Here is a 21,147-nt window from a genome sequence, read left to right on the forward strand (position 1 = left end):
TGTTGCAAGAGGCTTTTTTAACTGCTGGTTAATTTGATCGTCTATGGTTTTACTTTTACTTCGCGACCTTTTAATAATTTTCTGACCCAAAATCGATTGGGGTGTAGTGCTGCTAGCGTTTCATCATTGAATGGTAATGGCTCATTAAAGATTTGTGCTGCAAGTAATTCACCGCATAAAGGCGCGGTCGAGAGCCCTCTAGAGCCAAGCGCACCTAATATGAATAAATTAGGATGAACAGGAGCAGCTTGAATATCTTCTGGTTGTGTCATTTGTTCAGATAGATTTTCATACAGAGTCATGAGTTGTGTAAAATCGGGAACATTACCGACTAGCGGCATATGATCGCGAATAACACAGCGGATCCCTTGTCGTGCTTGCTTTCCTGAAACATCAATCTCTTCAGTCCATGTGATATCAGGCAAACTATCCCGTAATTTTTGACGATTTTCTTGTTGGTCAGCTTCACTGTAATCAAAGTCGAGTTGATTGCGCTGATAGCTGGCACCAATACAATGCTGCTGATCCGCAGGGTTAACTGGTGTTAAATACCCTTCATAACAGAGCACATTATTTAACTGTCCTAGTATGGTCGTTGTTGGGATATGGCTGACTTGTCCTTTGACTGGGGTCACAGGCAGTTTTTCCGTTTGTGAAAATTGGCTCAGCAGATGCCCATTAGCAATCACTACGGTTTGATGTATAAAGGATTGTTGTTGTTCTTCAACTTCGGCGTGTAATAACCAGCCTTTTTCAGTGTGTTGTAGTTCTTTAATGTTGTGCTTAAAGTGAAACTTAACCCCTTTCTCACTGAGGTGCCGCATAAGATTTTCACAAAGTTGAGCAGGGCACAGCCAGCCGCCATTGGCGTAATGAATACCTGAATGATTGACATCCAACCCTGCTAATTGGCTCAGCTGTTCACGGCTTTTTTCTGCGGCAAATTGCTCTGGCCATTGGGTTTGTAACATGGAATCAATTTTGCGGCGACTTCTTTCATGGTAAGCCAATTCGGAAACACCACACCATTGCCCATCAAATTCGATCCCTTGACGGCTGAGCTGATGATAAAAACGATGTGCGTAAGGAAACGCGCTGACAAAAAATTGTTCTAATGCATTCGCCTTACCGTTAAGCAGTGGGTAAACCGCTCCCTGTCGATTACCTGATGCATTTTGTGCCACGTGTTCATCTTTACAATAAACAGTAACATGCGCACCTCGTTGTATGAGTGCATAGGCGGTTGTTAAACTGGCGAGGCCGCCACCAATAATGGCAATGTCATCGGGTGTTGATGCAGCTTGTCTGGCAAACCAAGGCGTCATCATTTTGTCATTTTTATCGGCTAAGTTACCCGTAAGCATCTCACGTTTATGACCAAATCCTTTAATTTTTTTAATAGTAAACCCTGCTTGTTGCAAACCTCGTTTAACAAAACCAGCAGAGGTAAAGGTGGCAAACGTTCCTCCTAGACGAGCAAATTTAGCCATTGCAGCGAACAGTTGTTCGCTCCACATTTGAGGATTCTTTGAAGGTGCAAATCCATCTAAAAACCAAGCGTCTATCTTATTGTTTAAATTGCTATTAAGTTGGGGTAATTGTTCATTTATGTCACCAAACCATAAATCAAGTGTAATTAGCCCATTTTTTAATACAATTCGATGATTTCCGGGGAGTGGTTGAGGCCATTGTTCACACAACATGGTTGAGAGCGCAGCAAGCTCAGGCCAACGGCCATGTGCCATTTTAAGGTCATCTCCACTAAGTGGATACTTTTCAAAACTAATAAAGTGTAATCGCTGTAACATTGCATGTGGATGATTACGGTTAAATTCTTCAAAAGATTGACATAAAGTGAGAAAGTTTAAGCCTGTACCAAAACCCGTTTCCGCAATAACACAGGTTTCAAATGGATGACTCTCAAAGCGTGCTGGAAATTGATTTCCCTGTAAAAAAACATAACGGGTTTCTGCTAAACCATCTTGATTAGAAAAATAGACGTCATCAAATTGTTCTGAAATCGGAGTGCCTTCGTCGTTCCAGCTAAGGCGGGCTGTTTGAACTGCTGACTTTTTCACGCTTATGCCTAATATTATCCAAATAATAGCTGAATTTTAGCGCTGAACAGGCACCAAGGCTACCTTTGAACAAAAATGTTGTTATGTTAGATAAGAAAAAAATACAAATATTTACCCTGATCGGACTTGTTCAGCGTACAAGTGTAAGCTAAAGTGGCACACTATAAATCCCGTACTCACATTATTAAAAGACATGAGGTAATGAATGAAGCGTGCAGTCATCACTGGCCTGGGTATTGTTTCCAGTATTGGTAATAACCAGGAAGAAGTACTGGCTTCTCTGAAGGAAGGTCGTTCCGGGATCACTTTTTCAGAAGAATTCAAAGAGGCGGGGCTACGTAGCCACGTCTGGGGTAATGTAAAAATGGATACAGACGGTTTAATTGACCGTAAGATCCGCCGTTTCATGAGCGATTGCTCAGTTTACGCTTATTTGTCTATGGAGCAGGCAATTAGTGATTCGGGTTTAACTGACGAACAAGTTTCTAATTTACGTACTGGCCTTGTTGTGGGGTCGGGTGGTGGTTCTCCTCGTAACCAAGTTGCAGGCTCAGATGGTATGCGAGCAAAAGGCCTACGTGGTGTTGGTCCTTATATGGTCACTCGTGCGATGGCATCGGGTATCTCTGCTTGCTTAGCGACGCCATTTAAAATTAAAGGTGTTAACTATTCAATCAGCTCAGCATGTTCAACATCAGCGCACTGTATTGGTCACGCAGTGGAATTGATCCAATTAGGTAAGCAGGATGTTGTTTTCGCCGGTGGTGGTGAAGAGCTTAGTTGGGAAATGACTTGTGAATTCGACGCGATGGGCGCACTGTCTACCAAATACAATGAAGACCCGAGCAAAGCATCAAGAACGTATGATGTTGACCGTGATGGTTTTGTTATTGCAGGTGGTGGCGGTATCGTCGTTGTTGAAGAACTTGAGCATGCATTAGCGCGTGGCGCGCACATTTATGCAGAAATCGTCGGCTATGGCGCGACTTCTGATGGTGCTGATATGGTTGCTCCATCTGGGGAAGGTGCTGTACGTTGTATGCAAATGGCAATGCAGGGTATCGATGGTAAAATTGATTACATCAATACTCATGGTACATCAACACCTGTCGGTGATACGAAAGAGCTTGAAGCTATTCAAGAAGTCTTTGGCAACGACTCTCCGGCTATCTCTGCAACTAAAGCAATGAGCGGCCATTCACTGGGTGCTGCGGGTGTACATGAAGCGATTTATAGCCTGCTAATGTTAGAACATGGCTTTATCGCGCCAAGCATCAACGTTGAGACGTTAGATCCTAAAGCAGAAGGCTTGAATATTGTGACTAAACCAACTGAACAAGCGCTAGAGACTGTAATGTCAAATAGCTTTGGCTTCGGTGGTACTAACGCAACGTTAGTGATGAGCAAATACAAAGCTTAATTTATTTAATTAGCTAAATAAATTTTTAAAGAGCGAGAACGATTAGGTTTTCGCTCTTTTTATTGGGTGACTGGAATATTTAATCACCACCACCTCCTGAGTCACCACCACATGAGTCACTTCCGGACGAACTACACTCATAACTATCATTGCTATTGCTTGAACGTTGCTCATGGCTTGAAGAGCTGCTTTCAGAAGAGGTTGTCGTCGTTGAATAATGGCGACTATTTGAGGAGGTAAAGCCGCGTGATGACGTGAAAATATTGTGTTTGATATCGAGGATCTGGGTTTTATTACCAATCCAACCAATCGTGATAATATTAATATTGCGTTTTAAACGTAAAACTAATAATCCATTACAGCGTACATGTACTTCACCTTGAGATTTAATTAATAAATAGCCGCTTTCTTTATAAGTCAAGGTCGCTGGATTTTGGCTACTAATTTGGTAATTATCATTTAAAACCTTGGCATATTGGTTATAAGTAAGTGGTTTTGGTTGCCAGTTAAATAGACGCGTAAATATTTTAATAAACATATTAAGAGTAATGGTGTTCTAAAGTGAGATAATACAAAAATAATATAAAAAGCCAAGGCTGTTTTTATATAGAGATTGTCTGATTTTTAATAAAATCAATGGAATAAACTGAATAAAAAATGCCCCAAAATAGAACTGGGGCAAAATGTTACAGAGAATTGATTGCGAGTAAGATTATTCAGTTATGTGGGACTGGTGTTGACGTTTTCTGCGAATAAGTTTAATAATTGGCGGTAATATTAGCACTAGCACTGCCATAGCCAGTAAGCATTGTGAGATAGTGCTGCTCCATAAAATATTGAACTCACCATTACTGATTGATAAAGAGCGGCGCAAGTTCTGCTCAAGCATCTCACCAAGTACAAAACCTAAAATCAGAGGGGATAGTGGGAAATTCATTTTCCGTAATATATAGCCAAATACGCCGAGTCCCATCATCAGTAATAAGTCAAACGTTGTACTGTGAACAGCATAGACGCCAACAGCAGAAACCGTAGCGATCGCGGGTACTAAAAACCACAGCGGTACGGTAAGCATACGAGTGAATAAGCCAATTAATGGGATATTCATGACTAATAAAACCACGTTTGCAATCAGTAATGCGGCAATTAGCCCCCAGACGATATCAGGTTGCTCTGTAAACATACCTGGACCGGGTGTGATGTTATATAGCGTTAATGCCCCCATCATGACTGCCGTGGTTCCTGAACCGGGGACGCCTAAGGTTAACATTGGAATAAAAGAGCCACAGGCTGAGGCATTATTAGCAGCCTCTGGAGCCGCGACCCCACGTACATCACCGTTACCAAATTGGTTATTTGCACCACTGATTTTTTTCTCAGTCATATAGGTGATAGCACTGGCTATTGTTGCACCTGCGCCGGGGAGCACACCGATAAAAAAACCAACAAATGAAGAACGTAATGTTGGACCTACACACTGTTTAGCTTCTTTGCGATTAAATAGCATACGACCTGTTTTGCGGATCAGTCCTTGTCCTGTAGCGGTACCTTCTAGCATTAACAAAATTTCGCTAACAGAAAATAATCCAATGACAACGACGATAAATTGGATCCCATCGGATAAATGAACGCTATCAAAAGTAAAACGGTATTCACCTGAGTTTGCATCTACGCCTACGGTCGCAAAAGATAAACCAATTAGCGCGGCTAATAGTGATTTAATGGGATTTTGGCTCATCATGCTGCCAAGGCAAGCGATCGCAAATACCATAAGCGCAAAATATTCAGCCGGTCCGAATGCTAAAGCCCATTGTGCCAAAAGTGGTGCAAATAAAATGATACCGCCAATCGCGATACTTGAACCAATAAATGAGCTGACTGCTGAGATAGATAGTGCAACCCCACCTTTACCTTGTTTTGCCATCGGGTAGCCATCTAAAGTTGTCATAATGGCAGCGGCATCACCGGGAACATTCAGTAAAATAGAAGATATACGCCCACCATATTCACAGCCTAAATATACGGTTGCTAATAATATTAACGCTGATTCTGGAGGCAGTTTTAATGCGAATGCTAAAGGAAGCAGTATCGCAACACCATTGATTGGCCCTAAACCGGGTAGCATGCCAACGACGGTGCCAATAAAACAGCCGATAAGGGCGATCAGCAAGTTTTGAGGAATTAATGCGACTTCAAACCCTTGCGAAAGATACATCCAAGTTTCCATGGCTATTTCCTTACTTAATTAAACAGATTGCCAATAGGCAGGGTGACATCAAGTAGCTTGTCGAAGGCATAAAACAGTACAACACCCAGTATTGGTCCTGAAATAATTGCGGCAATTGGTGTCGCGCCAAATAGCAATGCAACACTGATGGTCAGTAAGCTGGTTGATAATGGAAACCCTAACCATTCGAATACCCATGCATAGATCACTAATGACAAGATCAGCAGTGCTAAGCGACGTAAAACATAAGGTTTTGGCCATTCAATAGCTTCTTGTTTGCCTAAAAGTAACAGTAAGGCACACAAAGCCATTAAGGAGAGTATGGCTATCGGGAAAGGCCGAGGCCCCAGAGGTTCGTATGAGAACTCACTTTGGATGCCCCAACCAATGTAAAGACCGATCCCACACAATATCAGCCAAACAATGGCAAATATGCGCTGGCTCATCATCGGCCCCCGTTATTTCACTAAACCAAATGAGCGAGCTTGTTCTCGGTATTGCTCGATTTCTTTTTTAACGTAATTGTCCAGTTCTTGACCGGTTAAGTTATATTCAAATAACCCGCGTAGTTCGCGTTGTTTTTTGAATTCATCGGTTTGTTGTAGTTTTTGGAAGGCTTCGACCCATTGGTTATAGTCTTCATCTGAAACTTTGGGTCCCATATAGAAACCACGAATAATTGGCCAGACAATTTCATAACCTTGCTCTTTCGCCGTTGGGATATTTTCAAGCCCATCACTGAGGCGTTTATCAGCATAAACCGCCAGTACGCGTACTTTGCCATCGTTAAGGTAAGGTGCCATTTCACTCATATCACCAGACATGACTTGAATGTGGTTACCGAGTAATGCTGTTAATGTTTCACCACCCCCTTCAAAGGCGACATAACGCATTTTGCGCGGGTCGACATCGATTTGTTTAGCGAGCAGAGCAGTTTTCATCCAATCTTGGCTGCCGATTGAACCACCAGCACCGAAAACGATACTGTTAGGATCTTTTTTGAACGCTTCCATTAAATCTTGCAAATTTTTATAGGGTGAATCTTCTCGAACCGCGATCATGCCGTAATCGCTACCAACACTGGCTAACCAACGCACATCATTTTCGTTATAACGGCCAAATTTTCCTTGTGCGAGATTAAGTAAAGAACCGCCAGAGAATGCGACAATGGTACCTGGCTCGGCTGGGCGTTGTGCTACGATAGCATTGTAAGCAACAGCACCAATACCACCGGGCATATAGGTGACCCGCATTGGTTTTTCTATTTCTTTTGTTTCAAGCATAGATACTTGAACTAATTTACAGGTTAAATCGAAACCACCACCGGGTTTCGCTGGAGCAATACACTCTGTACGATCAGGTAGGGCACTGGCTTGCTGTAAGCTGGCAAAAAATAGGGCGGTCGCAACAGTGGTTAATGATAATTTTTTCATTTTTTTTCCTCACGAAATCAAATAAAGAGATGTCATTGTTGTTTTTCTCGCCAACATCATGGGCTCACTAAGCTTTCATTTACCTTTCATTAACAAACTAAGTTATTTTTTTGTGATGAATATCAGATTGTTTATTATTAATTATTTTTAATTGTTAATTTAATGTTAATTTATGTGCGTGAGGTATTCCTGTGAGCTGGATTGGAAATATTATGCTTAAGTCTTTCATTACGTAGAGGTTAATGCGAACGTATACGCAAAATCTGCTTAAATGAGTGCATGAACAATGAGAATTTTGCTAGTGGAAGATCACGATGAGTTGTCATTGTGGTTACAAAAAGCACTTAGCTCGACAGGGTTTGCGGTGGATATCGCGAGTGATGGCGCCATAGCCGATCAACTATTACAAACAGAAAGTTATTCGCTGGTGGTGTTGGATGTTTCTTTGCCAAGACTAAATGGCTTAGAGGTACTGGCACAAATGCGTAAACGTGGACAAGAGCTGCCCGTTTTATTATTGACAGCCAACTCGGATGTTGCAGATAGAGTCAAAGGGCTCAATGCAGGTGCTGATGATTATGTGACTAAGCCTTTTGATTTAGCTGAATTGGAAGCACGAATTAGAGCGCTGTTACGTCGTAGTCAAGGGCAGGTCAATGAACAGCAACGTTTTGGTTCACTTTGCTATCATGAAGATGGCTATTTTTTGCTTAACCAAGAACCACTTGCCTTAACACCAAGGGAGTTTGCTGTACTCAATACCTTATTCAATCGCCGTGGGCGTCCTGTTTCAAAAACACAATTGTTTGAGCAGGTTTTTTCCCTCTCCGATGAAGCTAATTTACAGAGTATTGAATTATATGTGCATCGCGTCAGAAAAAAACTTTCGGGGACAGATGTCAATATTAGTACTCTTCGCGGATTAGGATACCGACTAGAGCAGTGTAGTGTATGAAATTAGTCTCTCATCCACACTCTCTCTTTCATCAGTTGCTGCTCTTTTTCGGTATCCCCCTTATTATTTTGGGGGCTTTTACAGTCTACACCCATTATTACAGCGCCAAAAATGCGGCGAACCAAGCTTATGATCGCACTTTGCTTTCTTCCGCGAGGACAGTGGCTGAACGTATACAAGTGCAAGATGGTCATTTAATCGTTGATGTGCCTTATGTTGTCTTAGACAGTTTTGAGCGCAACATTAATGACCGCTTATTCTATCAAGTCATCTCTCCAAGTGGTGAAACCATTTCAGGTTATAATGATTTACCTGAGATCCCCCCGCATTGGTTGCGTTCTCAGCTGTATACGGCACTGGTTTATTTTTACGATGCTGAATACAAAGGTTTACCGATCCGTGTTGCCTCATTTTATCAACCCGTGAATGAAGGCGGCATGATGGGAATGGTAGAGATCCGTGTGGCAGAGACAGTCGCATCACGACACGAATTTGCACGCCAATTACTCATTTCATCCTTAATGAGCCAAGGAACTGTGGTATTTTTGACCTTGGTTCTAGCTTATCTATTATTGAGCCGCCTATTAACCCCACTCAAAAAATTATCTTATTTGATGATGGGGCGTTCTGCAAATGACCTAACACCTATACCCGATGTATTACCATGGTCAGAGTTATCACCGCTTGTAGATGCATTAAATCGTTATATTGAAAGATTAAAAAGAATGGTGAAGCGCCAAGAGCGTTTTAGTGCCGATGCCTCTCATCAATTAAAAACGCCCTTAACCGTTTTGAAAACACAAGTGTCTGTGGCATTGAATAGCAATGATGAACAACAACGACAGCAAAGTTTACATGCCATTAATAACACGTTGGATAGTACTATTGCCTTAACTGATAGGTTATTGCAGCTAGCACGTTTAAAAGCACATGAAAAAGAAGCTATCCGCCAATATCGAGCAATCAATTTTGTTGAGTTGGTTCAGCAGGCTTGTTTTACTCGCCTAGGGCAAGCTGAAAGTAAAGGTATTGATTTAGGTTATGAGGGGGAAGAACAATCATGGATCAAAGGAGAGCCAATTTTGCTTTCTGAAATGTGCGCCAATTTAATTGATAATGCGATTAAATATACCCCTACCAATGGCATAGTAACGGTACGAATACTCTTCAGTGAAGACAAGCAGCATACTATTTTGGAAGTAGAAGACTCAGGCCCCGGTATTCCCGATAAAAAAATAACGCGTTCTATGGAAGCATTTACACGATTAAATAATGCATTAGCGATGGAAGGCTCTGGACTTGGCCTTGCATTGGTAAAAGATATTGCGATTTACCACGGCACGGAATTGCAATTATTGAAAGGGACGGAATTGGGTGGGCTACTGGCTAGGGTGGTGTTTCAAACTAGCCCGTGATGAATAGGGGATAGAGCACTAATAGCATTAAATTCGCTGTAATAGTTCGGGTTTGATCGGATACCGTTATGGCACAAAACTCAATCTAATCTGACTGCGAAAAGCGGACTTAGTGGCTTCGAAAGGCTGGATGCATTAAATATCTAACTAAAATGTTTACTCAGGTAGCTTGTAGATATTAGCGTTCCAGTAACTGTTGTGTCAGAAACGGACATTAGAGAAAATGTGATGCGTTAATTGATGATGGTCAGTTTATGCTCAGTTCTCCGTGTTATATGCAGAATTCAGTGCAGAACCGAATCAATAATATTCATAATTTCAGTGAATTAACTCTGAATGGCTTTTAATTGGTTGCTTCGCATAACACCCGGTGGATACCCAATGATACGCTTAAAAGCTCTGCTAAATGCTGCCTGTGAGGCATAGCCGAGACGTAAAGCTGCCGTGTCGATTGAGACTTTATCGTGAATAATCCAGTGAACAGCGAGGCACATTCGTACTTCCCTTGCATAGCGCTGGGGAGGTATTCCAATGATTGATGTAAAGCGTTCAGCGAAAACAGAACGTGAAACATGAGACTGGGCAGCAAGCTCTGCAACAGACCACTCTCGACTTGTATCGCGATGGATGGTCAGAATGGCACGGGCAAGCCGCGGATCACGTAGCGCGGCGATAAGGCCAGCGGCATTTTCACTGCCGTTTTCTATCCATCCACGAACGATCATGGCAGCAGCCACTTCTGCTAGGCGTGCCAGAATGCCCGCGAAGCCAGCACGCCCGGAACAAATTTCAAATTTCATTGCATCCAGAATGGGAACCAGTCCCGGATATACCTTTTCGTTTGCTTCCACCACTATGGCTTGCGGCATCAGTTTACCCAAGCCCTGCATTCCACCAAGATCGAACTCCATACAGCCATAAAACAGAACTGTGCTGGGAGTCGGATGCGTACTGGGACAGGTATTGATTCCGCTGACAGCCTCTCCTAAAGGCGCAGAGCCTAACGTATCGATATGTTGAATTGCACAGCTGACATCCGATATAAGCTGATGCTCCTCACCCTGTGGCATAAATACCATGCTTCCGGCTTTCAGCTTGTGAAGCACACCATCGTTTGTACGAAGCAAAGCAGTTCCCACAGCGATGTAATGAAAATAGGCATGGCCCGGTTTATTACTAAAACCGACACCAAATTCAGTTCCAGTCAGTAAGCGGCGGTACTGTACGCCACGTAGGCGCATTTCAAGCAATAGTTCACTGATGAGTTCGGATGACAGAGCAAAATGTTTATTCACATGTATTTCCGGCGTTTCGGGTAAAAAATCAGGATGTAACATCATAGAGCATCCGGCTTCACAGCTCTAGACTTGGAACCTAAATTTTTTCCTGAAAAGAGTATGTTATGAGAAATGAAGCACCTGAAGCCATATCTGCTAGTCTGAATAGTTCAGAGCCTAAAGAATCCGCATGGATGGCTGTTATTTCGCTGACGATGGGGGTGTTTGGATTGCTGACCGCAGAATACCTCCCAGCTAGCTTGCTGACACCTATGGCCGCTGATCTTGGTGTTACCGAAGCCCTTGCAGGTCAGGCTGTGACGATAACAGCAGTGGTAGCACTGTTTGCTGGCCTGATAGTTCCCCGTCTGACGCGCAATTATGATCGCCGAAATGTCTTGCTTGGTTTTACCGTGCTAATGATTGCTTCCAACCTGCTTGTGGCACTTTCATCGAGCCTGTCAATCTTACTTGTAATGCGCATTCTGTTGGGTATAGCTCTGGGTGGGTTCTGGAGTATGGCAGCTGCCGTAGCTATGCGGCTGGTTCCTGCAAAAAGAGTGCCGCGTGCTCTCTCCATTATTTTTAGTGGTATTGCCGTCGGAACAGTCGTTTCGATTCCGCTGGGAAGCTACTTAGGTGGGCTTTATGGATGGCGCAGTGCTTTTATCGCTGCAACTGGAGTAGGCGTGCTGACACTCATTTTTCAGTTGTTTACGCTTCCTAGAATGGCTCCACGTAGAATGATGGCAACTGCGACTATCTTGGATGTGCTTCGCCGCCCAGGCGTTGCGATCGGAATGACTGGATGTGTTATTGTACATACTGGTCAGTATGCGATGTTTACCTATATTCGACCGGCTCTTGAAAATATTACTCAGCTTGATGTAGATCATTTATCTTTAATCCTGCTTGGATTCGGCGTGGCTAATTTTATCGGAACGCTACTGACTGGTTGGCTAATGGAAAGAAGTTTGCGTTTTACGCTGATACTGATGCCAGCACTTGTCGGTTTGGCAGCACTGGGCATGATTTTATTGCCCCTGAACGAAAATGGATTGATATTGTTTGTTGCGTTATGGGTGATGGCTTTTGGTGGCGTTCCCGTGGCGTGGTCAAACTGGGTAGCACGTTCCGTTCCCGATCAGGCTGAAACAGCAGGGGGTATGGTAGTGGCAGCAGTACAGTCTTCAATTGCTGCTGGAGCTGCACTAGGAGGCTTACTCTTTAGCATCAGCGGCGTGATAGGGGTTTTCATCACCGCTGGTTGCGTAATGTTTCTTGCCACGCTCGTTATTGGACTAAAAGTGAAGATCCGATGACCTGAGCATTTTGAATATGCTTCCTGTTTTAATAATGGCCAGTAGGATCCGATGGCTGGCCTGAATAGAAGCATTAAAATTTCCCCATGGCTTGCCGACTAATTTGTTATCCGCTTCTCGCTCATGGCTGACCGCTGAAACTCGCTTAGGGTAGTCCTGTGCCAAAGCGGGCTGTTACAAAATTTCTATAAGTTCAAATTCCTCAAAGATAAGCTCCATTTCTTCAGAATAAGAGCCTTCACGTTCAAAATAACGCTTATGGCCTTCTTGCCAATACTCCAGACTTAAATCACCTTCACCTTCTTTACTGGCGAGTTCACGGGTCATTTCATTGAAGCGGATGACTTGCATCTTGAGGGTTCTGATTACGCACATTGGCTGTCCGGCTCCGTTAAGAATGATATTATAACTGCCAACGTAGGGGGCTTCGCCTCGCTTATATTCATGCTGAAAAGATGCTATCGAAGAACATGTCGCTGTTTTAATTCCACTCAAAACCAGTTGTACGAGTTCGTCAGCAAGTTCTGGGCTATCACCAAATTGCCATACAAGTGCATCGGGATAAATATTTTTTAATTCTTCGAGCTTTGTCATTTTCAGCCTTTGTTAATTTAATCTTCTTAGTGGAAGTGAACTCTTTCCAATCAATATGAACGATCTCATTCAAAAAATCATCTTTGTTGCACTGTTACGTGCATCAGCTCTTCACTTAAATTAGACACTTGAGCGCTGTTTGAGGGCTGTTTAGTGTCAAAATGTTTAATTCAATGTATTGTACTTTATATCGCTCATCTGACTGTGATGAGAAATCCCCTATGTTATGATTGCTGAATTAACTATTGTGTTATGAGGAACGCTGCCCCTGATTTTATACTACCGCTGACCTGCGACAGAGGATCCCGACAAAAGAGAGTGACATCATGAAATCTACCGATGAAATCCGCTTTGCTGAGTGGCAAATTTGTCCTCAATTGAGGATCCTGCTGCATCGCGGTAAACCGGTTAAAATTTCTGCCAGAGCCTTTGATGTGCTGGTTGCTCTGGTCAGTGCACAAGGCCAAGTCGTCAGTAAAGACCGATTAGTTACTCAGGTATGGGGGAATGAAATTGTTGAGGAAAATAATCTTCAAGCGCAGATTTCTGCCATCCGTCGCGTGCTTGGCAACGATCGTCATCTTCTAACGACCGAATTTGGTGCTGGCTACCGTTTTGACCTTTTGCCCAGTCATCAAGTCGTATCGTCAGAACATAGCAGAAAATCCCCGGTTGTTTTTCCTTTTCTAACCTCGATTTTAGGGCGTGATCAAGCAGTGCAGGAGGTATGCGCCTTAATACGTCAGCACCCACTTGTCACTATCACTGGTCTAGGCGGCGTGGGTAAGACGCGTTTGGCTTGGGAAGTCGTTAATTTTGTTCGGGCAAAGTATCCAGATGGTGTTTGTGTGGTTGAACTGGCCCACATCTCTGACGCTTCCAGTCTTCTCTCCGCTTTCTCACAGGCTTTGCATCTGCCATTAACTGCTGTTCATAACGATTCTGATTTATCGCATTAGCTCGCCCAACGCCAGTGCTTGTTGATGATTGATAATGGTGAGCATGTTATCAAAGAGTTAAAACCGGTGATTACCTTGCTACTGAATGCAGCACCACATATTACCATGTTACTTACTAGTCAGGCGGCAACAGGAATTGCAGGTGAGCAACAGTACCTCCTACCGCCACTAGTGGTTCCAGAAAAAGAAGAGGCCGATTTTCAACGATTGCTGCTGTTTCCCTGCGTTCGCCTATTTATTGAACGCGCTCAGGCTCAGCGATTTGATTACCATCCATCAAATGCTGAGCTACCAGTGATAGCTGAATTATGCCGTCATCTTGACGGGCTCCCCCTAGCAATTGAACTTGCAGCCTCTCGGTTATCGATTATGAGCGTCAGTGAGATTTATTATGGTCTGGAAGATCGTTTTCAGCTTTTGAGCAATAGGCAAAGCGTTCGGGTATCTCGACATCAAAAAATCAAGACTACGCTAGAGTGGACTTATCAATTACTCAATCCGCGTGAACAGAAATTATTCTGCTCTTTGGGGATTTTCACCGATATATTTTCCGTGAACACCGTGACCGACTTCTTACAGACTCCCGAAGAAAATAGTTGGCAGCTTGTCGATGATCTCCAACGATTGGTCTCCCTGTCACTGATCCAAGTGATTACTCAGGTACCCGTTACCCGTTTTCGTTTACTGGAAACCCTTCGTCAGTTCGCTTGCGATAAACTCAGGCAGCAAGGAGTCTATCCAAGGCTTGCCGCTCAGTTTGCTGACTATTGCCATCGTCAAGCGGAGCAAGCTCAGCTCGATTGGTATAGGCTGCCAACAAAACAGTGGCGAGCACGTTATGACTCTATCCTTAATGATTTACGCAGTGTTTTACAGCACACCTTAACTGAAGGAGCTAACCCTGCAAAAGGACTTGATATATTACAGGCCATGACGCCATTCTGGATTGAATATTCACTTTATCATGAATGTCAGCGTCATATTTATCCGTTGCTCAGTGAAGCGCGTTTGCAGGGAGTTTTAACATTACATCAGAGAATGGATCTCAGTGCAGCTGCGGGTAAAGCATCGACTTGGGCAAAAGGTCCCACTCCTGAAACGCGATCCACTTGGCAAACAGCATTGTCACTTGCTGAACAACTCGACGATAACGAAATTCGCTTACAAGCTTATTACGGGCTATGGTTGTATTACTTGCGCACCGGAAAACTCGACCAATCGCTTCATCATGCGCAGTCAATGTGCACGCTTGCACAGACGATTAATGATACAAACGCGCTGGCTACAGGATTGCGAATTTTGGGGGTATCTTGGCATTTTTTGGGGAAGCATGCTCTCGGTCGCGATTATTTGCAACAATCTCTGGATCGGCTTGCCATTGACGGTTCCGACCACGCTTTCCGTTTTGGACTCGATCAGGAAACTGCTGGTGAGGCATTTTTATCCCGTGTACTTTGGGTACAGGGTGAGTATAAAACCGCTAAGCAGATTGCATGGCGAGCAGTGAAAAAAGCGGCGCGTTTACAACATATTTGTTCGTTGTGTTGCGCCTTGGCGGAAGGTGCTTGCATGACAGCGGCGCTCGATCGCAATCCGCGCTGGGTAAGAAAGGCCGCTCTTTGGCTTATTGAACTGGCTGAAAAACATGACCTCTATTTTTGGAAAACCTACGGTGAGTTATTTCTCCATTGGGCTGAGCAGTTCAGTCAGCCGAATATCAAGCAAACTATGTTATTTAGATCGCTGCGAGGCATGGGATTAGACTGGCAGTACTCTCCTTTATTATCAGAAATGGATGCCAGACTTTCGCAGCAAACCCTGCATGAAAACTGGTGTACGCCCGAACTGATGCGTCTTTCCGTGATACATTTACCGATCTGCGCTCAGCGCCAGCAATTAGAACTGGCACTGAATAAAGCATACCAGCAACAGGCATATGGCTGGGCTTTGCGCATTGTTTGCTCGCTAGCAACGCTGCTGATTGAAATCGGTGAGCGTGTGGTGGCAAAACAGTTAATCACGGAGGTGTTAAGCCACATCGATGATTCTCAACACTCAACAGACATCAGAAATGCGCGAGAGCTATGTGCCCGTTTGGGGGGATGAAGGGTTGTATCTGATGGCGATTAACATACCTAACATCACGAGCACCGCCCCAGCAGCCACAATCAACATCCAGTTATGCGTGGTTTCCCATAGCCAAGTAGCCGTCAGTGAGCCACATGCGCCACCGATAAACATGATGCACATAAAAAGTGTGTTAAGACGGTTTCGGGCCTCTAGACACAAAGAATAAATGGTGTGCTGATTCGCGATCAGGACACATTGTTCCCCCGCATCCAGTAACAGGATGCCCACCACCATGCCGGCTATGCTGTTCCAACCCCAGAAAACAATCCAGGCCAGCAGCATCAGAACTATGCCCAAGATAACCATTCTAAAAGGGCCTTGACGATCGCTGATACTTCCTGCCAGAGGCGCACAGAGAATTCCGATTAACCCCAGTGCTGCCAGAGACCCAGTTATGCCTGTCCCGTAATGGTAGCGGTAGGCTAGCCAGAAAGGGAGGGCTGTCCATAATATGCTGAAGGAGGCAAATAACAGGGCTTGTGTCAGTGTCGCATTTCTCAGCTGTGGTTCATTTTTCCACAACTGGCCTAAGGAACGCAGTACTGTGAGATAATTAAATTTCGGAGTGGATAACGACTGAGAAGGCAACATACGGGCGATGAAAAATATCGCGAACAGTGTCATGACTGCGCCAGACAAAAAGACTCCTCGCCAATCGAAATATTCACCGATAAAGCCGCCAATAGCCCGTCCCGCTAGAATTCCTGCCAAAACACCACTCATTACCGTTCCCACTGTTTTACCGCGTGAAGAACTTTTCGAGAGTGAAGCAGCAAGCGGCACAATCTGTTGGGCAACGGTGGCAGCAATGCCAGTCAGGAAAGAGAAAAACACCAGCGCTGATGCAGTTGGAGACAATATCATGCCAATCAGTGCCAAAAACAGCACTTGTGCCTGACGTAGGATAAGCCGTTGACGTTCTATATAATCGCCCAGCGGGATCAGCAAGAACAAGCCTGCCGCATAGCCTAACTGGGTGGCCATGGGGATCAAAGAGACGGCTTTCCATTCATTAGGAAAAGAACCCGCAATCAGATTCATAACGGATTGATTAAAATAGATATTAGCGACAACGATACAGCAAATAATTGCCAGTATTAGGATCTTGACCGAAGAAAGTTCCTCGCTATCAGTACACATGTTCACACCTCGTTCTAAACGTAATGTTGTCTACTCTAGGCAATATCTATTCCCGATTCTTTGACCACTTTATTCAGACGTCTGAATTTTATTCCCCAAGTGTTTGAAACAAAAAATTGCTACTCATGTTATTCACATTAATCACTAAACATAATCTAAGGAGTTGAAAATGGATTTAAAACTGACGGGTAAAGTGGCTCTAGTAACTGGAGCTCGAACCGGTATTGGTTTCAGTATTTGCGAAGAATTGGCCGCGAATGGTGTGCATCTGATCATGGTTGCTAGACAAAAAGCACAATTGATATTAGCAGCACAAAAAATTGCAGATAAATACGGAGTAACCGTACTGCCGATTGCTGGGGACGTGACGGATCCTGAACTGCCTGAGCTGGTGGTAAAGCAGGCCGAAAGTATTTTTCAGCGCATTGATTTGCTGGTAAATGATGCAGGAAGAGCCCACACAGGCACACTGCTGACTACATCAGAAGAAGAGTGGCAGTCGATGACAGAGACTAAGTTTTCTGCAATGCGACGGTTTTGTAAGGTTGTCATACCCGGAATGCAGGCTCAAAATTGGGGACGCATTGTCAACATTTCCTCTATTGGTGGGATCTATCCAAACCCCCAACTGACGGTTTCGCATGCTCTGAGCGCTGCAATCAATAATCTAACTCGTAGTCTGGCACTGAGTGTTGCGCCTGATGAGATTTTGGTTAACGCGGTGGGGGTAGGTGCTGTCATAACGGATAACTGGGCTAGGAATATGCTGCCGAATGTCCGTGATCGTCGTCCTGAGCTGACTGATAAAACGGATAAAGAGATCATGACATTATTGGGCAAAGAGAAAACGCCTGTAGGTCGTTTTGGATTACCAGAAGATATTGCGGCAATCACCGCATTCTTACTTTCTGATCGGAATCAGTTTGTTACCGGTCAGACTATTGAGGCTTCAGGCGGTGCTGACCGGTTTATGTAATATGCGGGATGCTTCCTTGCAGACGCTGGCTGATTGATGAGTACTCTCAGGTCAACCAGCGCAGCTATTTTTCAAGCAAAGTGCATAGGAAGCTAAGCTTGTCAGTCGCAGATCAATCAGTACAGACGGATACTATGAAAGTCTGGACTACGGTTATGATTTATTTTTTAGTATTTTGACTATCGATATAATTTTGTGCACGTATCTTGATAGCTTCACGCTGTGCATCGGTTAGCGTATTAAACATGATGACATTATCAATATCTTTATCAAGAATTAATGCATAGTAATAAGCTTCATTGGCATTTCCGTTTAAGATATGTGCCTCATAAAGTTTTTCTAATGCAATTTCAGGTTCATATTTTAATAAATATTGATACATCTCAATCGCCTTATCTAGATCTCGCGCTATATCGTCAAAGCCTTCGAAATAAATATTGGCAATGTAGGTTATCTTTAGAGTAGGAACAGTAAGCTCTTTAATTTTCTCTTTATCAGCAGCTTCCCTCATATTTAAATATTTCTTGAGATATTGAACCGCACGCTCAAAATTCTCATCTTCAGCATCATGTTGAGCAAGATAAAAGTTAAATAGATAATTAGCTGCTTTAATATTACCTTTTTCATCAGATTCTTTGGCATATGCTAGCGCTTTCTGCGGATCTTTTTTTGTATAATATTCAGCCAATAGCATTAGCACATCAGTACGTTTCTTAGACTGTGACTCTAATAATTCAACGTACGCTTTTTCATGTTTTGGATGAAGGTTTCGATAACTATACCGTTCAGTTCCATCTCTATATGCAGTCAACAAAGAATCAAATGCAAGATCTGCAATCACAGGATCTTTTGAGTCTAATCCTTCATGCAGGTATTGAATGAGAGACTGGTAGAGCTGTGGGTTTGCGGCTACTTTTTTGTTACTTAGCGCTAAAGATGCAAAATGGACTTTAGAATATTGATTGTTCTTCAATGTTCCAAATGAATATAATTCGCGTTTTTTGTCTGTATTGGTAATTATTTTATCAAGAGCAGGGATGATGATATTTAAATCTGCTTTATCCAGTATTTTGTTATACCAATAGGCTGCCGCAGTATGTTGCTGTTGCTCAATATACCAATGGGACAATCGGAGTGTTGCATTAATATCATTATTTAACGCGGGTAATACCAGTGTATTATAACGAAATAACTCATCTTCCTCACAACAGGCCAGTGGGTATTTTTTTAACCATGAAATAGCTTCATCCCAATTAGGCTCTACTATCCAGCGGTTTTGTTTATAATCATAAATACCATTTTGTAACGATCTAATATAGGTATAAGCGGCATCTTGATCCCCTTGTTCTCCAGCGGCTTTAAAATATTGTCGAGCTTTTAAATGATCAATGTTGGTTCCTTTACCGGATGTATGTGCGATACCTAGCTGAAGATTGGTATCTGCATCTTTATTTTTTATATTGTATTTTGCATCGAAACTATCCATTTCAGAGAGATAGCGCTCGCCATCTTTGCCTGATTTTTTCAATAATTCACGAGCTTTTGTTCGATCTGCATTAACAAGGTGCAATCCGTATAAATAATTTAAGCCTAAGCTTAGGGTGGCTGATTGATTACCTGAAGAGATTTGCTGCTTATAATAACGCATGATTTTAGCGCTATTTTTTTCGAGTAACCCTTCGTTCTCATAATATGTCTGTAGATCACTTAATGCTGTATAACTGCCTAAGTTTGCTGCTTGATCGAGATATTTAAGCCACTTAACATTGTCTTTCTTTTGCCCATACTCACCGAGCCGATAAGTATTGGCTAGTCTGTAAGCGGCTTGGGAGTCATTATTATGATATTGATTGAGCAGCTCATTGAATTCTTGTAGCTCTTTTTCAATAAGCTTCATATCGGACTCATAATCCAAAAATTCATACTTATCAGGTATGACATGAATTTGTCGATAATATTCCAGTGCTTTCGGATAATTTTTTTCAACACCAGATTGCCCATATTGGTAGAGTTTACCCAGCTCGGCTAAACAGCGATTACTCCCTTGTTCTGCGCACTTGTTACGCCACATCAAACGATCATTTTGTGTTGTCCCTGTGAGTTGATCAAATTTATTATTGTAATAAAGGCTTCCAGAAATGAGGTTATCATCAATTTTCCCATGAATAATAAACAGCATAGCATCAATGGAACCTAACTCTGCGGCTTCAATTATGTCTAGATAATGTGAGGTTAATTTATTCTCATCAACTTTATTCTCAATACTCATACGGCTAACATTAGCTATGGCATATTTAAACCTTACGTCAGGATTTTGATCTAATAAAGGAAGGATGAAAGTTCTTGCTCGTTCATTATTAAATGATTCTTCAATAAGAAATTGAATTGCTCTAGGATACTCAAGAGCATGCTCAAAGAGCAGGTCATAAGCATTTTGACGCTCTCTTGTGGTGAGATAATGACGCTCTTTATCTGATTCTAGCGTTAATAAAATAAGGGCCATGGCCTGATCTTTTTCGTGTTCTTTATATTTTATTAGCGCTAATGCATGATGTATATTTGCATCAGTAAAATAGTTGACTGTTTTTTTGTATAATGAAAAAGCATATTCTTTATTATTAATTGGGTCTTGCTCTAAAAGATAGTCTGCATAGTAATGTGCTAAGCTATAATCTGGAAATAAAGAAGTTTTATTTCTTTCAACACCTTCTTTGAGTATATCAATAACGAAGTCTTTTTCAATTTCATCGGATACATCAAATTGAAAATAGAGTCGTGCTAATGCATATTGGCTATCTTTTACTAATTTATCGTTAGCAATATTTTCTTGTAGAAGACTGATAGCTTGTTTTAAATTTTGCTCTGTACCTAGAGCGAGAGCGTATTTTTGAGCAAGTTTATAGTTGTTCTCTGCTGATGGTGATATTTCACTCGCTTTTTGAATTAATTCAAATGATTTTTCAGGATTATAAAAATGTGTTGTATATGTTGCATAAAGATCGCTTAAAGCAATAAGGGCTTTCGGAGAATCAGGGTATTTATCTAACAGAGTATTAATATATTTTTGCGCTAGTTCATCAAGGTACTTTCCGGGAAAATTAAAACGGAAAGTTGACTGTTCAATCATTTCAATCAATGCATCTTGATGGCCTAATTCAGCCGCAAGCTCAAGGTATTTTTGAGCTTGTAACCAGTCAGGTGTTAAATTTTCTCGATACTCA

Annotated in this window: 16 protein-coding genes; 7 read left to right on the top strand and 9 right to left on the bottom strand. The window is 42.7% G+C overall.

Translation table 11 applies throughout. From position 1 onward, the window contains the following. Positions 1 to 41: 41 nt before the first annotated feature. Positions 42 to 2,078 carry a bifunctional tRNA (5-methylaminomethyl-2-thiouridine)(34)-methyltransferase MnmD/FAD-dependent 5-carboxymethylaminomethyl-2-thiouridine(34) oxidoreductase MnmC gene (gene mnmC, locus M1E96_RS07315; RefSeq protein WP_337979905.1) on the bottom strand — a complete coding sequence of 679 codons (2,037 nt, stop codon included), beginning with the start codon at positions 2,076 to 2,078 and terminating at the stop codon, positions 42 to 44. 205 nt (positions 2,079 to 2,283) lie between these two features. Between mnmC and fabB the strand changes: the two genes are divergently transcribed. Next, positions 2,284 to 3,498 (top strand): beta-ketoacyl-ACP synthase I, encoded by a 1,215-nt coding sequence (gene fabB / locus M1E96_RS07320; protein WP_070929190.1) that lies wholly within the window; start codon positions 2,284 to 2,286, stop codon positions 3,496 to 3,498. Between the two features lie 79 nt (positions 3,499 to 3,577). On the opposite strand, the gene M1E96_RS07325 is transcribed toward fabB, so the two are convergent. The 4 genes from M1E96_RS07325 to M1E96_RS07340 form a co-directional block, all read right to left on the bottom strand. Continuing rightward, a complete protein-coding gene (locus M1E96_RS07325; RefSeq protein WP_272579918.1) occupies positions 3,578 to 4,036 on the bottom strand; it encodes a hypothetical protein in 459 nt (152 codons plus the stop codon). A 174-nt stretch (positions 4,037 to 4,210) separates the two neighbouring features. Then, positions 4,211 to 5,725 (bottom strand): tripartite tricarboxylate transporter permease, encoded by a 1,515-nt coding sequence (locus M1E96_RS07330; protein WP_369427447.1) that lies wholly within the window; start codon positions 5,723 to 5,725, stop codon positions 4,211 to 4,213. Between the two features lie 14 nt (positions 5,726 to 5,739). Beyond that, positions 5,740 to 6,171 carry a tripartite tricarboxylate transporter TctB family protein gene (locus tag M1E96_RS07335; RefSeq protein WP_070929192.1) on the bottom strand — a complete coding sequence of 144 codons (432 nt, stop codon included), beginning with the start codon at positions 6,169 to 6,171 and terminating at the stop codon, positions 5,740 to 5,742. Between the two features lie 12 nt (positions 6,172 to 6,183). Next, the gene (locus M1E96_RS07340; protein WP_070929193.1) at positions 6,184 to 7,158 is read right to left on the bottom strand and encodes a tripartite tricarboxylate transporter substrate binding protein; all 975 of its coding nucleotides are present in this window, start codon (positions 7,156 to 7,158) and stop codon (positions 6,184 to 6,186) included. Positions 7,159 to 7,444: 286 nt separating this feature from the next. On the opposite strand from M1E96_RS07340, the gene tctD reads away from it, so the two are divergent. Beyond that, complete coding sequence (tctD, locus tag M1E96_RS07345) at positions 7,445 to 8,113, top strand: transcriptional regulator TctD (RefSeq protein ID WP_070929194.1); 669 nt, start codon at positions 7,445 to 7,447, stop codon at positions 8,111 to 8,113. Then, positions 8,110 to 9,528 (top strand): sensor histidine kinase, encoded by a 1,419-nt coding sequence (locus M1E96_RS07350; RefSeq protein ID WP_369427448.1) that lies wholly within the window; start codon positions 8,110 to 8,112, stop codon positions 9,526 to 9,528. Before tctD ends, M1E96_RS07350 begins: the two co-directional genes overlap by 4 nt. Before the next feature lie 326 nt (positions 9,529 to 9,854). On the opposite strand, the gene M1E96_RS07355 is transcribed toward M1E96_RS07350, so the two are convergent. After that, a complete protein-coding gene (locus M1E96_RS07355; RefSeq protein ID WP_369113611.1) occupies positions 9,855 to 10,868 on the bottom strand; it encodes an AraC family transcriptional regulator in 1,014 nt (337 codons plus the stop codon). Positions 10,869 to 10,930: 62 nt separating this feature from the next. Here M1E96_RS07355 and M1E96_RS07360 point away from each other — a divergent pair, with 62 nt between their 5' ends. Further along, complete coding sequence (locus tag M1E96_RS07360) at positions 10,931 to 12,127, top strand: MFS transporter (protein ID WP_272579921.1); 1,197 nt, start codon at positions 10,931 to 10,933, stop codon at positions 12,125 to 12,127. A 174-nt stretch (positions 12,128 to 12,301) separates the two neighbouring features. On the opposite strand, the gene M1E96_RS07365 is transcribed toward M1E96_RS07360, so the two are convergent. Further along, a complete protein-coding gene (locus M1E96_RS07365) occupies positions 12,302 to 12,721 on the bottom strand; it encodes an ASCH domain-containing protein (protein WP_070929198.1) in 420 nt (139 codons plus the stop codon). Between the two features lie 326 nt (positions 12,722 to 13,047). On the opposite strand from M1E96_RS07365, the gene M1E96_RS07370 reads away from it, so the two are divergent. Next, on the top strand, positions 13,048 to 13,680 hold the full coding sequence (locus tag M1E96_RS07370) for a winged helix-turn-helix domain-containing protein (protein ID WP_272579922.1): 633 nt from the start codon (positions 13,048 to 13,050) through the stop codon (positions 13,678 to 13,680). A 24-nt stretch (positions 13,681 to 13,704) separates the two neighbouring features. Then, positions 13,705 to 15,786 (top strand): transcriptional regulator, encoded by a 2,082-nt coding sequence (locus M1E96_RS07375; RefSeq protein ID WP_369113612.1) that lies wholly within the window; start codon positions 13,705 to 13,707, stop codon positions 15,784 to 15,786. Here M1E96_RS07375 and M1E96_RS07380 read toward each other — a convergent pair. Next, positions 15,763 to 16,950 carry an MFS transporter gene (locus tag M1E96_RS07380; protein WP_369427449.1) on the bottom strand — a complete coding sequence of 396 codons (1,188 nt, stop codon included), beginning with the start codon at positions 16,948 to 16,950 and terminating at the stop codon, positions 15,763 to 15,765. The genes M1E96_RS07375 and M1E96_RS07380 overlap by 24 nt on opposite strands. 169 nt (positions 16,951 to 17,119) lie before the next feature. Here M1E96_RS07380 and M1E96_RS07385 point away from each other — a divergent pair, with 169 nt between their 5' ends. Then, the gene (locus M1E96_RS07385; protein WP_349485276.1) at positions 17,120 to 17,926 is read left to right on the top strand and encodes an SDR family NAD(P)-dependent oxidoreductase; all 807 of its coding nucleotides are present in this window, start codon (positions 17,120 to 17,122) and stop codon (positions 17,924 to 17,926) included. A 160-nt stretch (positions 17,927 to 18,086) separates the two neighbouring features. Here M1E96_RS07385 and M1E96_RS07390 read toward each other — a convergent pair whose 3' ends face one another. Further along, positions 18,087 to 21,053: a sel1 repeat family protein gene (locus M1E96_RS07390; RefSeq protein ID WP_369427450.1), complete on the bottom strand. Its 2,967-nt coding sequence runs from the start codon at positions 21,051 to 21,053 to the stop codon at positions 18,087 to 18,089. Positions 21,054 to 21,147 lie beyond the last annotated feature (94 nt).

This window comes from Providencia sp. PROV236 (assembly GCF_033676985.1).
GTDB classification, from domain to species: domain Bacteria; phylum Pseudomonadota; class Gammaproteobacteria; order Enterobacterales; family Enterobacteriaceae; genus Providencia; species Providencia manganoxydans.

What these genes read in the sequence shown, in the direction of transcription:
- M1E96_RS07325 (WP_272579918.1), bottom strand. Translation starts at nt 4,036, where the DNA reads ATGTTTATTAAAATATTTACGCGTCTATTTAACTGGCAACCAAAACCA.
- M1E96_RS07370 (WP_272579922.1), top strand. Translation starts at nt 13,048, where the DNA reads ATGAAATCTACCGATGAAATCCGCTTTGCTGAGTGGCAAATTTGTCCT.
- M1E96_RS07360 (WP_272579921.1), top strand. Translation starts at nt 10,931, where the DNA reads ATGAGAAATGAAGCACCTGAAGCCATATCTGCTAGTCTGAATAGTTCA.
- M1E96_RS07365 (WP_070929198.1), bottom strand. Translation starts at nt 12,721, where the DNA reads ATGACAAAGCTCGAAGAATTAAAAAATATTTATCCCGATGCACTTGTA.
- M1E96_RS07330 (WP_369427447.1), bottom strand. Translation starts at nt 5,725, where the DNA reads ATGGAAACTTGGATGTATCTTTCGCAAGGGTTTGAAGTCGCATTAATT.
- M1E96_RS07390 (WP_369427450.1), bottom strand. Translation starts at nt 21,053, where the DNA reads ATGATTGAACAGTCAACTTTCCGTTTTAATTTTCCCGGAAAGTACCTT.
- fabB (WP_070929190.1), top strand. Translation starts at nt 2,284, where the DNA reads ATGAAGCGTGCAGTCATCACTGGCCTGGGTATTGTTTCCAGTATTGGT.
- M1E96_RS07375 (WP_369113612.1), top strand. Translation starts at nt 13,705, where the DNA reads ATGATTGATAATGGTGAGCATGTTATCAAAGAGTTAAAACCGGTGATT.
- M1E96_RS07380 (WP_369427449.1), bottom strand. Translation starts at nt 16,950, where the DNA reads ATGTGTACTGATAGCGAGGAACTTTCTTCGGTCAAGATCCTAATACTG.
- M1E96_RS07350 (WP_369427448.1), top strand. Translation starts at nt 8,110, where the DNA reads ATGAAATTAGTCTCTCATCCACACTCTCTCTTTCATCAGTTGCTGCTC.
- M1E96_RS07385 (WP_349485276.1), top strand. Translation starts at nt 17,120, where the DNA reads ATGGATTTAAAACTGACGGGTAAAGTGGCTCTAGTAACTGGAGCTCGA.
- M1E96_RS07340 (WP_070929193.1), bottom strand. Translation starts at nt 7,158, where the DNA reads ATGAAAAAATTATCATTAACCACTGTTGCGACCGCCCTATTTTTTGCC.
- M1E96_RS07355 (WP_369113611.1), bottom strand. Translation starts at nt 10,868, where the DNA reads ATGATGTTACATCCTGATTTTTTACCCGAAACGCCGGAAATACATGTG.
- M1E96_RS07335 (WP_070929192.1), bottom strand. Translation starts at nt 6,171, where the DNA reads ATGAGCCAGCGCATATTTGCCATTGTTTGGCTGATATTGTGTGGGATC.
- tctD (WP_070929194.1), top strand. Translation starts at nt 7,445, where the DNA reads ATGAGAATTTTGCTAGTGGAAGATCACGATGAGTTGTCATTGTGGTTA.